The sequence below is a fragment of the Citrobacter sp. CK185 genome (assembly GCF_030333565.1).
GTDB lineage: Bacteria > Pseudomonadota > Gammaproteobacteria > Enterobacterales > Enterobacteriaceae > Citrobacter_B > Citrobacter_B koseri.
The window spans coordinates 37,994-54,154 of record NZ_JAOWFR010000001.1; the positions used below are offsets into that span (position 1 = coordinate 37,994).

Below are 16,161 nucleotides of genomic sequence, written 5' to 3' on the forward strand. Positions count from 1 at the left end.
GCCTTATCCGGCCTACAGGTAACTCCCGGTAGGCCTGATAAGCGTCGCGCCATCAGGCAATCAATGCTGCTCGTCCAGTTGCAACGCGACATACAGCAACAGCCGATCGTCAAAATTGCCCAAATCCAGCCCCGTCAACTCAGAGATGCGGTTCAGACGGTATTCCAGCGTATTACGGTGAATAAAGAGCGCCTTCGACGTTGCCAGCGGCTGCACGTTATGGCGAAACCACGCGGCCAGCGTCCGGCGTAACAGCCCGTTATTATCCATCGCCTTCAGCTTTGAGAGCGGGCGCGCCAGCTCATTGGCCTGCCAGCCACCACGCAGGCTGTCCAGCAGCACTGGCAGCATCAAATCCTGGTAAAAGTAGCTGCGTTGCTCCGGCATACGCTGCTTGCCCACCATCATGGTGGTACGCGCAGTGCGCCAGGAGCGGGCGATACTGCCCGGGCCGGTAAAATAGTTCCCCAGTGCGACCCGAAAGCGCAATTGCCCGTTCTCTTTCATCCGGGCAATCAACTGCTCAATACGCTTGCGATGATCGTCCGCATCCCAGCGCCCAAACTGATTCAGCGCCGGTTTCAGCACAACCATTTCCGTCAAAGAAACGATAGCAATCAAATTGTTGCGTTCAGGCGTCGTTAACGCATTTTGCAGCTGCTGCAACTCCTCCATCGCGCTGTCAACGCCAAGCTGCCCGCTGTCCACTTCGACCACGGCAGCCACACGCGGTTGGTTCAGGTCGATACCCAGCCGCTGCGCCCACTCCGTCAACGCTGGCGTATTTTCCTCGGCCTGAATCAGGTTCATCACCAGTTCTTCACGCAGACGGCTGTCCTGGGCCAGCAGATGCATCAGCCGCGACTGCTCCAGCATCATTTCGGCCGTCATACAGACCAGCTCACCGTATTTTCGCAGGTGTTGTGGCTCACCGGTTAAACCAATAACGCCGACGATCTCCCCTTCCAGGCGCAACGGCAGGTTGATCCCCTGGCGCACGCCGTGGAGATGCCGCGCCACCGCATCATCAATATCGACCACGCGCCCCTGCGACAGCACCAACAGCGCGCCTTCGTGCAATTCACCAATGCGCTCCCGATCGCCGCTACCGATAATACGCCCACGGGCATCCATTACGTTGATATTGGTATCGATGATGCGCATTGTGCGCGCCACAATATCCTGTGCCATTTTGGTATCAAGATGCCAGCCAGCCATAATCCCCTCCTGTGAGCAGAGCTCAAGCATAGGGAAGATGCTAACCTGCATCATTGTGCATCTGCACAAACTAAAGCAGAGAAGTATGGAGTTGTGGGAGGCCTCACAGAATGTGAGAAATGCCCTTTTCCCGGACAGGAAAAGGGCAAGAGAGGAAATTACTGCATCAGCAGATAGATGGTGCTATCGCCGCGCTGAATATTCAGCGCCAGAACAGAAGGTTTGCTGTCGAGGATTTTACGCAGCTCAGCGATGTTCTTAATCGCCTGCTGGTTGGCTCCCACAATCACATCCCCTTTCTTCAGGCCAATCTGCGCAGCCGGCGTATTCGGCTTCACGTTGCTGACGACAACACCTTTATCCTGGCCTTTGTTGCTCATTTCCGCGCCTTCAATACCATTGAAGATGGAGCTGGAGTCAACCTGATTCTGGCTGCTCTGTTGCAGTTCCAGGTTGACGGTCACCGGCTTGCCATCACGCAGCAGACCAAGGCTGATTTTGCTGCCTACCGGCATCGTACCCACCTGGGCGCGCAGCGCGGCAAAGCTGCTGATCGGCTTACCATTCAGGGACGTGATCACATCCCCGGCTTTAATACCGGCTTTCGCCGCAGAAGAGTTCGCCATCACCTGGCTGACAAACGCGCCGCGCTGGGCATCGACTTTCATCGCCTTCGCCAGTTCCGAGTTTAGCTCCGTCCCCATGATACCCAGCTCACCGCGTTTAACCTGGCCATACTCCACCATCTGGGAGGTCAGGTTTTTCACCATGTTGCTGGGGATAGCAAAACCAATACCGATGTTGCCGCCGTCCGGCGCAAGAATCGCGGTGTTAATCCCGATCAGTTCGCCGTTCAGGTTCACCAGCGCGCCACCGGAGTTACCACGGTTGATGGCGGCATCCGTCTGGATAAAGTTTTCGTAGTTTTCCGCGTTCAGACCGCTACGACCCAGTGCGGAGACGATACCGGAAGTCACCGTTTCGCCCAGACCAAACGGGTTGCCGATAGCGACGGTATAATCCCCCACGCGCAGCGCGTCGGAATCCGCCAGCTTAATGGCCGTCAGATTTTTCGGGTCCTGAATTTGAACCAGCGCGATATCAGAGCGCGGATCTTTACCGACGACCTTAGCGTCAAATTTACGGCCATCACTCAGCTGAACTTTGATGACCGTCGCGTTATCCACCACATGGTTGTTGGTGACGACATAACCTTTTGCGGCATCAATAATGACGCCGGAGCCCAGCGCCATAAATTTCTGTTGCTGACCGCCGCCCTGACCCCCGCCCTGGCAGAACGGAGAACTCTGGAACGGCGAACCGTCCTGGCAGAATGGCGAATCATCGCCAAAGAACTGCTGGAAATTACGCGGCATGCGCGGCGTGTTGACGGTTGTGCTACCTTCCACGTTGATACTCACCACCGATGGCATCACTTTTTCGAGCATCGGTGCCAGACTTGGCATCTGCTGGGCAGTCGTTGCCGAAGACGCCGTCTCAGCCGCCGTTGCAGACAGGGGAGACAGCGCCAAACCTAAACTCAGAGCCAGTGCACTCATTGCTAATGTGGTTTTTTTCATGTGTTTCAATCTCGATTAACAGATAACGCAAAATTGCTGTGTACGTCAGATTCGTTTTATAGCGCGAAGTTCCAGAATAAAGTTTCTGGAAAAAGTAAAAATTTATTGTCCATCTTTACAAAAGCGTATTTATTATTCAACCGCCATCAGACGCCGGTATTCATCCCAGGCGTACAGATCCGTCATCCCGCTGATATAATCCTGGATCAAACGGCAGCGATAATAATATTCCAGCGTGGGGTACTCCGGCGCCTCCGGCGATAATTTACTGACGGCCTCCACGTAAGCCAGGCGATGGCGCGTAGAGAGCTTCTGGAATAAACGAGATTCTATTGGAAAACGCTTCACCCGCTCTTTTTCAACCAGTTCCCTGAAATCGACCAGGGACATACGTAATAACGGTTGGTAAATTTCTAATAACCCGCTGATGACGCGATAGCCCTGTAATTCCAGTTGTTCAACATCCGGGTGGCTAAACACATGTTTTATCGCCACATTTTTATATAACTCAAGCAACTGGCTGAAGCTGCTGGCGTCTTCCAGCAGCGCATGATTGAAACTGCCGTCAAAGATTTGCGGCAGGTTATCAATAAAACGCTGAGCGGCGTAGGGCACCAGTTTATTTAGCGTATTCACGCGCAAATACATAAAGAACTGATCTTCCGTACTGCGACTTAGCGAATTTGAGCGAGATTTTTCCCAGGCATTCTCAACAACCTGAGTAAACAGCGACCCTTTTTCATGGTGGCCCCATGCTTCGTAAAGATGGTGATATAACTGCTCAACGCTGAAGATTCTTTTCTCGACGGCATCTTCCAGATCGGCCACGCAATAAGAGATATCATCGGCGGCCTCCATAATCCATGTTAATGGGAAGCGGCTGTAAGGCGCTAACGCAAGTTCTTTACGTAACCTCTCAATATACGGCGCTTCAGAGAGATAATACCCCGGCTTCTTCATTAAATAACGGTGCGTCGCGGGCGTTTCTCCTCGCCACCATGCCGGGCGAGTGTATTTTAAAATGCCGCCCACCTGCGCCCAGGTCAGATTCATGCGCATTAATGTATGCACCAGGCGGATGCCCTGCGCGTTGCCCTCGAAATGACATAAATCCTGGCGCACCTTGCGACGAATGTCATTCAAAGACTCCTCGCCTTCACGCAGACGCAGCGCCGCCACCGCGCAGCGATCGTCGCTAAGCGGCTGGCTTTCCGCATCCGCCGGATGCAGGCGCTGGCGAAACCAGTCATTGATCGCCGCCTCGCCGAAATGACCAAACGGCGGATTGCCAATGTCATGCATCAGGCAGGACATTTCCACAATGCTCTCAAAGGGGCCGGTCAGTTCATCCAGACCGTATTGTTCCAGCAGCTTTAACTCTTTTAACCGGCTCAGGATCTCTTTCGCGATATAACGCCCGACCTGCTGCACCTCCATAGAATGCGTCAACCGCGTCCGAACGGCGGCGTTACGTTCCAGTGGAAAGACCTGCGTTTTTTGCTGAAGCCGACGGATCGCCGGGGAATTGATGATGCGTCCACGATCGCTTTCAAAGATCCGCAGGATCTCATGTTCGGTCTTCACACCCTGCGGTGAACGATAACGACGATGCCAGTTAATTTTATTTCGGAAATCGATCTGTGCCATGTCCTCTCCCGCCTGAGAAATGCGCTTCCCCTTAAGCGCATGATAGACTATGCCCTCAAATCTGGCTTATCGCGAGTAAATCTATGAAAATCGGCATCATTGGTGCAATGGAAGAAGAAGTTACGCTGCTGCGTGACAAAATCGAAAACCGTCAGACGATCACCCTGGGCGGTTGTGAAATTTACACCGGCCAACTGAACGGGACCGAGATTGCGCTGCTGAAATCCGGCATCGGTAAAGTCGCGGCGGCGCTGGGCGCAACGTTGCTGCTGGAACGTTGCAAGCCGGATGTCATTATTAATACCGGTTCCGCTGGCGGTCTGGCCCCGACGCTGACAGTCGGCGATATCGTCGTTTCCGATGAAGCGCGTTATCACGATGCCGACGTTACCGCGTTTGGTTATGAATTTGGTCAGCTCCCTGGCTGCCCGGCAGGTTTTAAAGCCGACGACGCGCTGATCGCGGCGGCGGAATCCTGCATCGCAAAACTCAACCTGAATGCGGTTCGCGGACTGATCGTCAGCGGCGACGCTTTTATTAACGGTTCCGTGGGCCTGGCGAAAATCCGCCACAATTTCCCGCAGGCGATTGCCGTGGAAATGGAAGCAACCGCGATCGCGCATGTCTGCCATAACTTCAACGTGCCTTTCGTGGTGGTTCGCGCCATCTCTGATGTGGCCGATCAGCAATCCCACCTCAGCTTTGACGAATTCCTGGCCGTAGCCGCGAAGCAGTCCAGCCTGATGGTTGAAACGCTGGTGCAGAAACTGGCGCATGGCTAAATTATTCTCCAGGGCGCTGGCCGCCCTGCTTTTAGCCCTTCCGCTGTGGCTTTGCGCCGCACCGCGCGTCGTTTCCCTCTCCCCTTCCAACACCGAACTTGCCTTTGCCGCAGGGATCACGCCCGTTGGCGTCAGCAGTTATTCCGACTATCCCCCGCAAGCGAAAAACATCGAAGAAGTCTCCACCTGGCAAGGGATGAATCTGGAACGTATTGTGGCGCTCAAACCCGACCTGGTCATCGCCTGGCGAGGGGGCAATGCTGAACGGCAGGTTAACCAGCTGGCGTCCCTGGGCATTAAAATCATGTGGGTGGATGCCGTAACCATTGAGCAGGTCGCCGACGCACTGCGCCAGCTTGCCGCATGGAGTCCTGAGCCAGAAAAAGCCAGACGCGCGGCGCAAACGCTGCTGGACGAGTATGCTGCGCTAAAGTCGCAGTACGCTGATAAACCGAAAAAACGCGTTTTTCTCCAGTTTGGCGCGAATCCGTTATTCACCAGCGGAAAAGGCTCCATCCAGCACCAGGTTCTTGAGGTCTGCGGCGGAGAAAATATTTTTGCGGGCAGTCGCGTCCCCTGGCCGCAGGTCAGCCGCGAGCAGGTGCTGGCCCGACATCCGCAGGCGATTGTCGTTACCGGCGATGCGGGCGAAATTCCTAAAATCGAACAATACTGGCAAAACCAGCTAAAAATCCCGGTTATACCGCTGAATGGTGACTGGTTTGAACGCGCGAGCCCGCGTATCATCCTCGCCGCAAAACAACTCTGTAATGCGCTTTCACAAGTAGAATAGAACCTGCGCAGTCAGGTTCTCAGTGGGGATTCGATAATGCTCGTCTATTGGCTGGATATTGTAGGCACAGCTGTCTTTGCTATCTCTGGCGTATTGCTGGCCGGAAAGTTGCGTATGGACCCGTTTGGCGTACTGGTGTTGGGCGTCGTGACCGCAGTGGGCGGCGGGACGATCCGCGATATGGCGCTGGATAACGGGCCCGTCTTTTGGGTCAAAGATCCGACCGACCTGGTGGTGGCGATGGTCACCAGCATGCTCACCATTTTGCTGGTGCGCCAGCCGAGACGATTGCCTAAATGGATGCTTCCCGTGCTGGATGCCGTCGGCCTCGCGGTGTTCGTCGGTATCGGCGTCAATAAGGCGTTCCTTGCCGAAACAGGCCCGCTGGTCGCCATCTGTATGGGCGTGATTACCGGCGTCGGCGGCGGGATTATCCGCGACGTGCTGGCGCGTGAAGTGCCGATGATCTTGCGCACGGAGATTTATGCCACGGCCTGTATTATCGGCGGCATCGTGCATGCGACGGCGTTTTATACCTTTTCCGTGCCGCTGGAAAGCGCCAGTATGATGGGGATGGTTGTGACGTTAATGATTCGTCTGGCCGCAATTCGTTGGCATTTAAAATTACCGACGTTTGCTCTGGATGAGAACGGGCGTTGATTTCACTGCCCGATGGCGCTGACGCTTATCGGGCCTACATTCAGGAACGCAGCAACACGCACCGTAGGCCGGATAAGACGCCCTGCGTCGCCATCCGGCAATACATCAGATACTAAAGGACGAACCACACCCGCAGGTGCTTTTCGCATTCGGGTTGGTGACCACAAAGCGGGAACCTTCCAGACCTTCGGTGTAATCGACAGCGCCGCCTACCAGATATTGCAGGCTCATCGGGTCAACCACCAGGCCAACACCCTGCTTCTCGATGGTCATATCACCTTCGTTCACCTGATCATCAAAGGTAAAACCGTACTGGAAACCGCTGCAACCACCGCCGGTGATATACACGCGCAGTTTCAGATTCGGGTTATCTTCGTCAGCGATCAGGCTTTTTACTTTCTTGGCTGCTGCTTCAGTAAATTGCAGTGGCAGCGCTACGTCATCACTCATTTTTTGCTCCAAACGACATTGGCAATTGGGCAAATTATAACCCAATCGTTATGGCATTATCTAATACCCTGGTATTTCATTCAAGTATTCTCACCAGCGACCGACTGCTGGCTTTTTGCCGCCTGCTCCGCATCCTGTTTCGCCAGCGTGCGCGCAAGGATGGTGGAGTATAGCGGTTTTCCGCCCATAAATTGTGCTAATAGTGTTGCGCCAAGACAGGTAATAATCATTGGCAAAATGAGCTGATAGTTATCGGTCATCTCCAGCACTAACACGATTCCCGTTAAAGGCGCACGCACCGACGCCGCCAGCAGCGCGCCCATTCCGGCAATCGCGAATGTTCCGGCTTCCAGATGGTACTGCGGAAAACACGCCGCAGCCGCCATACCAAATGCGGTGCCGAGCAACGTCCCCAGCGCCAGCATTGGCGCAAAAATTCCGCCCGGCGCACCGGATGAGAAACAAAGCAGCGTGGTAAGGACGCGGGCGATAAAAATAAACAGCAGCAGGCCTACGCTGTAATTCCCCGCCGCCGCAATGGGGATCAAATTAAATCCACCGCCCGCCGCTTCCGGCTCAATTAAGCCGAGAATACCGCACAGGCCGCCGATCGCGCCGCCCATCAGAACCCACTTTTTGATTTCGCCGCCGTGAAAACGCTGGAACATATCCTGAGTGCGCAATACCAGGTGATTGAACAGCGGCCCGACGCAGCCAAAAATCATACCGAGGATTAAATATAACCATAGCGTATTAACCGGTGCGTTTGAGAGCTTCCCGACCTCAATAATCGGCGCTTCACCATTAAAAATACGAAACACAATGCTCGACATGATCACGCCCGTAAACACGGCTTTGATCGAAATTAAATTGTAGCGAAACTGCGGGCGCATCTCTTCGATGATAAATAAGATCCCCGCCAGCGGCGCGTTAAAGGCTGCCGATAACCCTGCGGCCGCACCGGTTGCCAGTAAGGTGTGACGCGCCTCGGCGCTACGCATACGGAAGAGGTCCAGCACCATCCGCCCGATATTGCCCCCGATTTGTACCGTCGGCCCTTCCCGCCCCAGCACCATGCCAGCGCCCAGCGTTCCCATACCGCCCACAAATTTCACCGGCAGCACGCGCCACCAGCGAACAGGACGCAACTCTTCCAGCGCGCCTTCTATTTCCGGGATGCCCGACCCACCGGCTTCCGGCGCAAACTTACGCACCAGAAAATAACCGACCATCGCCAGCAGCGCAGAGAGGATAAAGGCCAGCGGCCAGACCAGAATCGCGTAATCGGCCGTCTGAACGAGCGCGCCGATACGTAAGTTCTGCACCCAGGTCACGGCTTTCTCAAACGCAACGCCAATAAGACCCGTGACGGTGCCGACCACCGCCGCCGTTAATAAGATGGCCAGCGGCGTTTTATCCCGCTGAAGTAGTCTGCGGATCAGATCCCCGCGCCGTAAGCGCACAACTTGCTGTGCTTCGAAAGTGGGAGTGTCTGTGTTCATCAGATGATCATTAATTGGTAATACAAATACAGAAGCGGCATTGTACCCGCCTGTTTCGGGAAAATCCCCTGTAAATCGTCATGTTTCAAATGCGCAAAATGTTCATAACCTTCTGTGAATAACTTAGAATAAAGGGCATTCACTTTTTCTACGAACCAGGAACCCCATCCATGAGCAAGTCTGAAAACCTCTACAGCGCAGCGCGCGAGCTTATCCCCGGCGGCGTCAACTCCCCTGTTCGCGCCTTCACTGGCGTGGGCGGCACCCCGCTGTTTATCGAAAAAGCAGACGGCGCGTATCTGTATGATGTCGATGGCAAAGCGTACATCGATTACGTCGGCTCCTGGGGTCCGATGGTGCTGGGCCATAACCACCCCGCCATCCGTAATGCAGTGATTGAAGCCGCTGCGCGCGGGCTGAGCTTCGGCGCGCCGACCGAGATGGAAGTTAAAATGGCGGAGCTGGTCACCGAACTGGTGCCGACTATGGACATGGTGCGGATGGTGAACTCCGGCACCGAAGCCACAATGAGTGCGATTCGCCTGGCGCGCGGCTTCACCGGTCGCGACAAGATCATCAAATTTGAAGGCTGCTACCACGGCCACGCCGACTGCCTGCTGGTGAAAGCGGGTTCCGGCGCACTGACGCTGGGCCAGCCGAACTCACCGGGCGTTCCGGCTGACTTCGCCAGACATACCCTGACCTGCACCTATAACGATCTGGCCTCTGTACGCGCGGCGTTCGAGCAATATCCGCAAGAGATTGCCTGTATTATCGTCGAGCCGGTGGCGGGCAATATGAACTGCATCCCTCCGCTGCCGGAATTCCTGCCGGGCCTGCGCGCCCTGTGCGACGAATTCGGCGCGCTGCTGATCATCGACGAAGTGATGACCGGTTTCCGCGTGGCGCTGGCGGGCGCACAGGATTATTACGGCGTAGTGCCGGATCTGACCTGTCTGGGCAAAATCATCGGCGGCGGCATGCCGGTAGGCGCATTTGGCGGACGCCGCGATGTGATGGACGCACTGGCGCCGACTGGCCCGGTTTACCAGGCGGGAACGCTTTCCGGCAACCCGATTGCCATGGCGGCGGGTTTCGCCTGCCTGACCGAAGTCGCCCAGCCGGGGATTCACGAGACGCTGGACGAACTGACGACCCGACTGGCAGAAGGCCTGCTGGACGCCGCGCAGGAAGCCAACATTCCACTGGTGGTGAATCACGTCGGCGGTATGTTCGGCATCTTCTTTACCGACGCGGAATCCGTAAACTGCTATCAGGATGTAATGGCATGCGACGTTGAGCGCTTCAAACGTTTCTTCCACATGATGCTGGATGAAGGCGTTTACCTGGCGCCGTCCGCCTTCGAGGCAGGTTTTATGTCCGTGGCGCACAGCATGGACGATATCAACAACACCATCGATGCCGCGCGTCGGGTATTTGCGAAACTGTAAATCGTCATTGCCGGGTGGCGCTTACGCTTACCCGGCCTACATATGGCGCCGTAGGCCGGATAAGGCACCATTACCGGCTCTGCTTGCGTAACAGATAAATAAAATACGGCGCGCCGATAAACGTCGAGAGCAATCCCGCCGGGATCTGATACGGGAACAACACCATTCTGCCGCACCAGTCGGCGAAAACCAGCAGTATTCCCCCCGCCAGCGCCGACATAATCATATGCGGCATCGTGCGGCGAAAACCGAGCATCCGCGCGATATGCGGCGCCATCAGCCCGACGAAGCTCAGCGGCCCAATGGTCATCGTCGCGGTCGCCGTCAGACAGGCCGCCAGCAACAACAGCCCAACACGCGATGGCGTCAACGCGATACCCACCGCCCGCGCCGTCTCGCCGCCCAGCGGTAAAATGGTTAACCAGCGACGACACAGCGGCGTAATCGCCAACAGAATCACCATCACAATGCCGGTGCGTACCACCTGTTCTTCCGAGGCGTTGTAGGTCGAACCGGAGATCCAGGTCAGCACTCCCGCCATGCGCGGATCGCCGCTCGCCTGTAACATCATCAACAGCATCGTAAACGCCGTACTGAGCGCCATCCCCGCCAGCAGCATACGGTGCGGAGAAAAGCCCCCGCGTCCTGCCGCGACCATGATGATCAGCAACGTCGCCGCCGCGCCGATGCTCCCGGCAGGCAGCAGCCAGCCAAAGGCGTTACCCGGCACCAGGAACAGCATCAGCACCACGCCGAACGCCGCGCCGGAGCTGATACCCAGCACTTCCGGGCTGGCCATCGGGTTTCCGGTCAGGCGTTGAATAATGCACCCCGCTACCGCCAGCATCACGCCCGCAATCAATGCCGCCAGAATACGCGGCCAGCGCCAGGGCATCAGTTCATCCAGCAGCGCGCCGCTCGCCCAGTTCCAGCCGTGCGCGTCACGGCCAAAAGAGAGCGCCACGAACACCGCCAGCAGCAGCACGACACCGCCTGCCAGCGCAAAACTCAGCACATGCTGGCGTTCCGCCGCTACGCGGTCATTGGCGTTCATTGCCGGCACGCTCATGCTGCGCAGACGCGGCAGCAGCCACAGCAACAGCGGCGCGCCAATCAGCGCCGTCACGGAACCCGTGGAGACCTCCATCCAGACGCGGGTCAGCCACAAAATGGTCTGATCGGAAAGCCAAAGGATCAGCGCGCCAATCAGCGGCGCCAGCATCAGGCGCGCCAGTAAGCGACGCGCCCCAAGCATTTTCGCCAGCAGCGGGGCGAACAGGCCGATAAAGCCGATAATCCCAACGGCGTTAACCAGCATCGCGCTGAGCACGATCGCCAGCGATAAAGCCGCCAGACGCGCCAGCGACAAGGCCAGCCCCAGATTGCGCGCCACGCCGTCATCCAGCCCCATCAGGGTCATCGGACGCAGCAATAGCAAGGTGAGCATCACACCGCCCAGCAGCTGCGGCCACAGCCTCTGCACCCCGCTCCAGTCGGTTTGCGTCAGCGTTCCGGTGCTCCACAGGAACATGCTTTGCAACTGGTCGTGGTGGAAAATCACCATCAGCTGGTTAATCGCCCCGCAATACAGGCTCACCACCAGACCGGCGAGAATCAGCGTAACCGGTGACAGGCGTTTTCCCCAGGCGACGCCAAACACCAGCGCCCCCACCACGCACGCGCCTGCCAGCGCCGCAAATTGCGTGGCCATCGCGCCGGGAATCGCCCACAGCGTCGTTAGCGTAATCCCGAGCTGTGCCCCCGTCGCCACGCCGAGCGTCGTTGGCTCCGCCAGCGGGTTACGCAGCACCTGCTGGAACAATACGCCCACCAGCCCAAGCCCGGCCCCGACCAGCAAGGCGATCGCCAGACGCGGCAATAGGCTATAGTGGAAAATCATTTGCTCAATGCTGTCGATATCCGGCGACCAGAACGCTTGCTGCCACTGGCTGCGCGGCAATGCGATGGAGAAGTTAAACCAGGTCAGCCAGGCAGCAGCGATAAATAACACCGCCAGCAGCAACGCCGGAAATAGCGCAATACGTCGGCTCACGCTTTACCTCCCAGCGCATTATCCAGAATGCGCACGAAACGCATGCTCGACAGCGTCGCACCATAAAACCAGACGGCAGGCACGCGCTGAAAACGTCCGGCGCGCACAAACGGCATCGCCTGCCACAGCGGCGTCGCCATCAGCGCAGCCATATCCGGGTTATTGCCGTGATCAAAACAGAGGACGTCAGCGTCTTTATAGGCCGCCAGCCGGTCGATACCAACCGCAGTGCTGCCCCAGAAATTGGTTTCCCCCTGCCAGGCATTGCGAATGCCGAACGCGTCCAGCGTCTCCTGGAATAAGCAGTTCGGGCCGAAAACCAGCATATGGCGCGGATCGAGCAACGTCATCAGCAGCAGAGGCCGGTCGCCACGCCGGGCAAAGCGCGGTTTCTGGCTGTCGATAAAGCTATCGTATTCCGCCAGATGGCGGCTGGCCGCAGACTCAAGATTAAGCAGTTGCGCCATTTCAATTAACGACTGACGCGCTACCGCTAACGGCTTTTTGCCGTCGCTGAAGCTAAAGCCGCGCCCCGGCGCGATACGCGCCAGCTTTTCAGGCGAAGGGCCATAGCCTGCCGACCAGACCATAAATGAGGGCTTCATTTCGGTCAGCAGTTCCAGATTAGGTTCGGTACGCAGCCCAACGTCAATGACCGACTCCGGCAATGCCGGCTCGTTAACCCACAGGCGATAATTGGGAATATCCGCCACGCCGTAAGGCATGATGCCGAGCGCTAACAGCAGCTCTACCGGCAACCACTCCAGGGCGACAATACGATGAGGATCGACGGTTGCGGCCCGGGCTTGCCCCATTTGCCAGAGCAGAGGAGAAAGCGCCATCGCCGTTAACAATCGACGTCGGGTAATAAAATGTAAACCGCTCATTAATAGACAAAACTCACGGGTGCGGCGCCAGCCGGATGCGGCAAAATGCCCATCGGGATGCCATAAATCAGCTCCAGCGTTTCACCACGCATCAACTCTGCTGGCGTTCCCTGGGCAATCATTTCGCCACCGCGCAGCGCCACCAGATAATCACAGTAGCGGGCCGCCATGTTGATGTCGTGCAAAACAGCAATCACCGTCAGCCCACGCTGCTGGCTTAAGCGGTGCACCAGCGCCAGCACATCAACCTGATGCGCGATATCCAGCGCGGAGGTGGGTTCGTCGAGTAGCAGGCAGCGGCTATCCTGGGCCACCAGCATGGCGATCCACGCCCGCTGACGCTCCCCGCCGGAGAGGCTGTCTACCAGACGGTGCGCCAGTGGTTTTAGTCCCACCAGCGTAATCGCCTCTTCCACTTTTTCTCTGTCGGTTACGCCAAAACGACCCAGCGCGCCGTGCCACGGATAACGCCCAATCGCCACCAGCTCGCGCACCGTCATCCCTTCCGCCTGCGGAAGTTGCTGCGGCAGATAGGCGACCTTGCGGGCAAACGCTTTACTGTTCCAGCTGTTCAACGGCTGATCGTCGAGCAACACGTCGCCTTCCGACGGCGGTTGATGCCGCCCCAGCATTTTCAGTAAGGTTGATTTACCTGAACCGTTGTGACCAATAAGCCCGGTAACTTTACCCACCGGAAAGGTCAGCGAAAGAGGATGCAGAAGCGTGCGGCCAGGCACACGAAAGGAGACATTACGTAGGGCGAAAGTCGTGTCGGGACGGGTTATGTTTTCCTGCATAGCGGCCAACTTGTAAAGCGGGCACGGCGAACCGTGCCCAAAGAGAAATTAGAAACGGAAGGTTGCGGTTGCAACGACCTGACGCTCCGCGCCCCAGAAGCAGCCATAGGTGTTAAAGCAGCTTGCGACGTACTCACGGTCAAACAAGTTGTTCACATGCAGCGCCACGTTAGACCCAGCCATACCAACGCGCGCCAGATCGTAACGTACTAACGCATCCACCAGCGTATAGCTCCCCACTTTGAAGGAGTTTGCCGGGTCGCCATAGCTGGAGCCAGTATAACGAACACCCGTACCCAACGTCAGCCCGGAAAGCGCGCCGTCATAGAGGGTGTAATCACCCCACAATGATGCCATATGTTTAGGCACCTGAGCAGGCGTGTTGCCTTTGTAGTTGGTGTCGGTAGTGTATTCCGCATCGGTATAGGTATAAGAACCAACCACGTTGACGCTTGCAGACAGCGCGGCTTTCGCTTCAATTTCCACACCACGTGAACGAATTTCACCGCCTTCAACTGACCAGAACGATCCATTCGGGTCGGCCATCAGATTGTTGGTTTTGGTGAGCTGATACACTGCACCGGTAATCACGATCGGACGATCGCTCGGCACGTATTTCACGCCAGCTTCGTACTGCTTACCTTTGGATGGAGCAAAGATATTACCGCTTTCCCCCGTCTGCGAAGCCGGTTCAAACGACTCGCTATAGCTGAAATACGGGGTCACGCCATTGTCGAACAGGTAGTTAACACCGCCACGCCAGGTGAACTGTTTGTCGTCGCGCTTATCGGTAGTACCGTAAACACGGTTGAAGGACTCCTGGTCAGCCCAGTCATAACGACCACCCAGAGTAACCAGCACCTTATCCCATTGCATCTGATCCTGCACGTACAAGCCAGTTTGCTTCTGCTTATTCAGCACTTTGTAAGGGCCTGAAGGGCCAGGATGTGAGCCAAAATCGAAGTCACTGCGATCAAGGTTATAGATGTCGGACGGCGTTACAGAACCAGCATAGCCAAACCAGGAGTCAATATCGTTACGCATACGCATAAAGTCAACGCCGGTCAGCAGCGTGTGATCCACATCGGCCGTTGCAAACTTGCTTTGCAGTTGGGTATCGACAGCGAAGTTCTGCAATTTCTCATTATCGATAACGTACTGACGAGTCAGCGTATGACCCCAATCTGACTGAGGAACGCTGGCGCAAGGACTATTAGCCGGATCCTTTGTATAGAGCGGATCGGAGCACATACCGTAGCCATACACGCTATTCTGCGAGACTTTATTTTGCGCGTAACGCAGATTCTGACGCACGGTAAAGGTGTCGTTAAATTCGTGGTCGAAGCTGTAGCCCACCATCTTCTCGTTACGAGAATAGGTATTGTTGTTCGCACCTTCGTTGAAATCGGTAGAGAGACGCTTACCGTTCGGTAACTTAGTCACTGTCCCTTCTTTCGGCAGCCAGCCGTAATAACCTGTTTCCGGTTCATTCTGGAAATAAGACAAGAAGGTAAAGTTGGTTTTATCATTCGGACGCCAGCTGAAAGATGGCGCGATGGCATAACGCTGCTCTTCCGCACCTTGCTGCTGGGCATTCGCAGAACGCGCAAGGCCGGTTAAGCGATAAGAGTAAACACCATCGTCATCCAGAGCATCACTAAAGTCAAAACCGGTCTGGAACAGGCTGTCGGTGCCCATCTTGAACTGAACTTCTTTCAGCGGTTCCGTGGTTGGACGCTTGCTGACCATGTTCAACAAACCACCAGGGTTGCTTTTTCCGTAGAGAACGGAAACCGGGCCGCGCATGACTTCAGCGCGCTCCAGCATATAAGGGTCAATCACCGCATCATTGTAAAAGTTACCCTGCATCTTCAGGCCATTCAGATAGTTGTTCTGACTTTGGCCGTCAGCGGCGAAACCGCGGATGATCAGGTAATCATAAGTGTTAGACGCGCCACGGGTGCCCACGGCAACACCAGGAGTGTAGCTGAGCGCCTCTTTCACAGATTTAGGCTGATGCAGCGCCATCTCCTCGGCAGTTACCACAGAAATAGACTGTGGCACCTTTTGAATGGGGGTATCCGTTTTGGTCGCTGTGGCGGATTGTCTGGCCGCGATGGTCGCCGCCGGCCCCCAGGCACTTTCCTGCTGGGCAGGTGCAGCGGTTACGGTGATAGTTTCTTCTTTCGGTTCAACCGCCGCCTGTGCATAGACAGACATGCCGCTAACCGCTGTGGCTACTACGACTGCGATTTTACGCAGCGAAGAGTTTGGCTGAGCAGTTTTAAGACGCGCCATTGGTATATCTCTAATGAAAAGTGAATGATAACGTAAACGAGAA

Annotated in this window: 13 protein-coding genes and 1 pseudogene; 4 read left to right on the forward strand and 10 right to left on the reverse strand. The window is 56.2% G+C overall.

Features of this window, described 5'->3' with window-relative positions; all coding sequences use genetic code 11:
* Nucleotides 1-60 precede the first annotated feature (60 nt).
* From cdaR to dgt, 3 genes are all read right to left on the reverse strand, one after another.
* Nucleotides 61-1,218, reverse strand: coding sequence for a DNA-binding transcriptional regulator CdaR (cdaR, locus tag OGV79_RS00185; protein ID WP_049011619.1), 1,158 nt, complete (start codon nt 1,216-1,218; stop codon nt 61-63).
* 158 nt (nt 1,219-1,376) lie between these two features.
* Nucleotides 1,377-2,798, reverse strand: coding sequence for a serine endoprotease DegP (degP, locus tag OGV79_RS00190; protein ID WP_012133996.1), 1,422 nt, complete (start codon nt 2,796-2,798; stop codon nt 1,377-1,379).
* Nucleotides 2,799-2,930: 132 nt separating this feature from the next.
* A complete protein-coding gene (gene dgt / locus OGV79_RS00195) occupies nt 2,931-4,445 on the reverse strand; it encodes a dGTPase (protein ID WP_012133997.1) in 1,515 nt (504 codons plus the stop codon).
* Nucleotides 4,446-4,528: 83 nt separating this feature from the next.
* On the opposite strand from dgt, the gene mtnN reads away from it, so the two are divergent.
* The 3 genes from mtnN to OGV79_RS00210 are packed head-to-tail and all read left to right on the forward strand — an operon-like array spanning nt 4,529 to nt 6,680.
* Entirely contained in the window at nt 4,529-5,227 is a 699-nt protein-coding gene (gene mtnN, locus OGV79_RS00200; RefSeq protein WP_012133998.1) for a 5'-methylthioadenosine/S-adenosylhomocysteine nucleosidase, read from the forward strand.
* A complete protein-coding gene (gene btuF / locus OGV79_RS00205) occupies nt 5,220-6,020 on the forward strand; it encodes a vitamin B12 ABC transporter substrate-binding protein BtuF (protein WP_012133999.1) in 801 nt (266 codons plus the stop codon). The genes mtnN and btuF overlap by 8 nt, the downstream gene beginning before the upstream one ends.
* A 36-nt stretch (nt 6,021-6,056) precedes the next feature.
* The gene (locus OGV79_RS00210) at nt 6,057-6,680 is read left to right on the forward strand and encodes a TRIC cation channel family protein (protein ID WP_012134000.1); all 624 of its coding nucleotides are present in this window, start codon (nt 6,057-6,059) and stop codon (nt 6,678-6,680) included.
* Nucleotides 6,681-6,785: 105 nt separating this feature from the next.
* Here the strand turns inward: OGV79_RS00210 and erpA are convergent, their stop codons facing one another.
* From erpA to clcA, 3 genes and pseudogenes are all read right to left on the reverse strand, one after another.
* Nucleotides 6,786-7,130 (reverse strand): iron-sulfur cluster insertion protein ErpA, encoded by a 345-nt coding sequence (gene erpA / locus OGV79_RS00215; protein WP_012134001.1) that lies wholly within the window; start codon nt 7,128-7,130, stop codon nt 6,786-6,788.
* Nucleotides 7,123-7,182 (reverse strand): annotated as a pseudogene (yadW, locus tag OGV79_RS00220) (small protein YadW). The gene erpA and the pseudogene yadW overlap by 8 nt, the downstream one beginning before the upstream one ends.
* 28 nt (nt 7,183-7,210) lie before the next feature.
* Complete coding sequence (clcA, locus tag OGV79_RS00225; protein WP_115615094.1) at nt 7,211-8,632, reverse strand: H(+)/Cl(-) exchange transporter ClcA; 1,422 nt, start codon at nt 8,630-8,632, stop codon at nt 7,211-7,213.
* Nucleotides 8,633-8,802: 170 nt separating this feature from the next.
* Here clcA and hemL point away from each other — a divergent pair, with 170 nt between their 5' ends.
* Entirely contained in the window at nt 8,803-10,083 is a 1,281-nt protein-coding gene (hemL, locus tag OGV79_RS00230) for a glutamate-1-semialdehyde 2,1-aminomutase (protein ID WP_049011622.1), read from the forward strand.
* Between the two features lie 70 nt (nt 10,084-10,153).
* Here hemL and fhuB read toward each other — a convergent pair whose 3' ends face one another.
* The 4 genes from fhuB to fhuA are packed head-to-tail and all read right to left on the reverse strand — an operon-like array spanning nt 10,154 to nt 16,118.
* Entirely contained in the window at nt 10,154-12,136 is a 1,983-nt protein-coding gene (gene fhuB / locus OGV79_RS00235; RefSeq protein ID WP_286466629.1) for a Fe(3+)-hydroxamate ABC transporter permease FhuB, read from the reverse strand.
* Nucleotides 12,133-13,023, reverse strand: a complete 891-nt coding sequence (gene fhuD, locus OGV79_RS00240; RefSeq protein WP_200076018.1) for a Fe(3+)-hydroxamate ABC transporter substrate-binding protein FhuD — start codon at nt 13,021-13,023, stop codon at nt 12,133-12,135. The genes fhuB and fhuD overlap by 4 nt, the downstream gene beginning before the upstream one ends.
* Entirely contained in the window at nt 13,023-13,820 is a 798-nt protein-coding gene (gene fhuC, locus OGV79_RS00245) for a Fe3+-hydroxamate ABC transporter ATP-binding protein FhuC (RefSeq protein WP_012134007.1), read from the reverse strand. Before fhuC ends, fhuD begins: the two co-directional genes overlap by 1 nt.
* 48 nt (nt 13,821-13,868) lie before the next feature.
* Nucleotides 13,869-16,118 carry a ferrichrome porin FhuA gene (gene fhuA, locus OGV79_RS00250; RefSeq protein ID WP_153258115.1) on the reverse strand — a complete coding sequence of 750 codons (2,250 nt, stop codon included), beginning with the start codon at nt 16,116-16,118 and terminating at the stop codon, nt 13,869-13,871.
* Nucleotides 16,119-16,161 lie beyond the last annotated feature (43 nt).

Bases quoted from the DNA above. Each gene is read 5' to 3' on its own strand.
- cdaR (WP_049011619.1), bottom strand. From the start codon at position 1,218: ATGGCTGGCTGGCATCTTGATACCAAAATGGCACAGGATATTGTGGCG.
- degP (WP_012133996.1), bottom strand. From the start codon at position 2,798: ATGAAAAAAACCACATTAGCAATGAGTGCACTGGCTCTGAGTTTAGGT.
- dgt (WP_012133997.1), bottom strand. From the start codon at position 4,445: ATGGCACAGATCGATTTCCGAAATAAAATTAACTGGCATCGTCGTTAT.
- mtnN (WP_012133998.1), top strand. From the start codon at position 4,529: ATGAAAATCGGCATCATTGGTGCAATGGAAGAAGAAGTTACGCTGCTG.
- btuF (WP_012133999.1), top strand. From the start codon at position 5,220: ATGGCTAAATTATTCTCCAGGGCGCTGGCCGCCCTGCTTTTAGCCCTT.
- OGV79_RS00210 (WP_012134000.1), top strand. From the start codon at position 6,057: ATGCTCGTCTATTGGCTGGATATTGTAGGCACAGCTGTCTTTGCTATC.
- erpA (WP_012134001.1), bottom strand. From the start codon at position 7,130: ATGAGTGATGACGTAGCGCTGCCACTGCAATTTACTGAAGCAGCAGCC.
- clcA (WP_115615094.1), bottom strand. From the start codon at position 8,632: ATGAACACAGACACTCCCACTTTCGAAGCACAGCAAGTTGTGCGCTTA.
- hemL (WP_049011622.1), top strand. From the start codon at position 8,803: ATGAGCAAGTCTGAAAACCTCTACAGCGCAGCGCGCGAGCTTATCCCC.
- fhuD (WP_200076018.1), bottom strand. From the start codon at position 13,023: ATGAGCGGTTTACATTTTATTACCCGACGTCGATTGTTAACGGCGATG.
- fhuC (WP_012134007.1), bottom strand. From the start codon at position 13,820: ATGCAGGAAAACATAACCCGTCCCGACACGACTTTCGCCCTACGTAAT.
- fhuA (WP_153258115.1), bottom strand. From the start codon at position 16,118: ATGGCGCGTCTTAAAACTGCTCAGCCAAACTCTTCGCTGCGTAAAATC.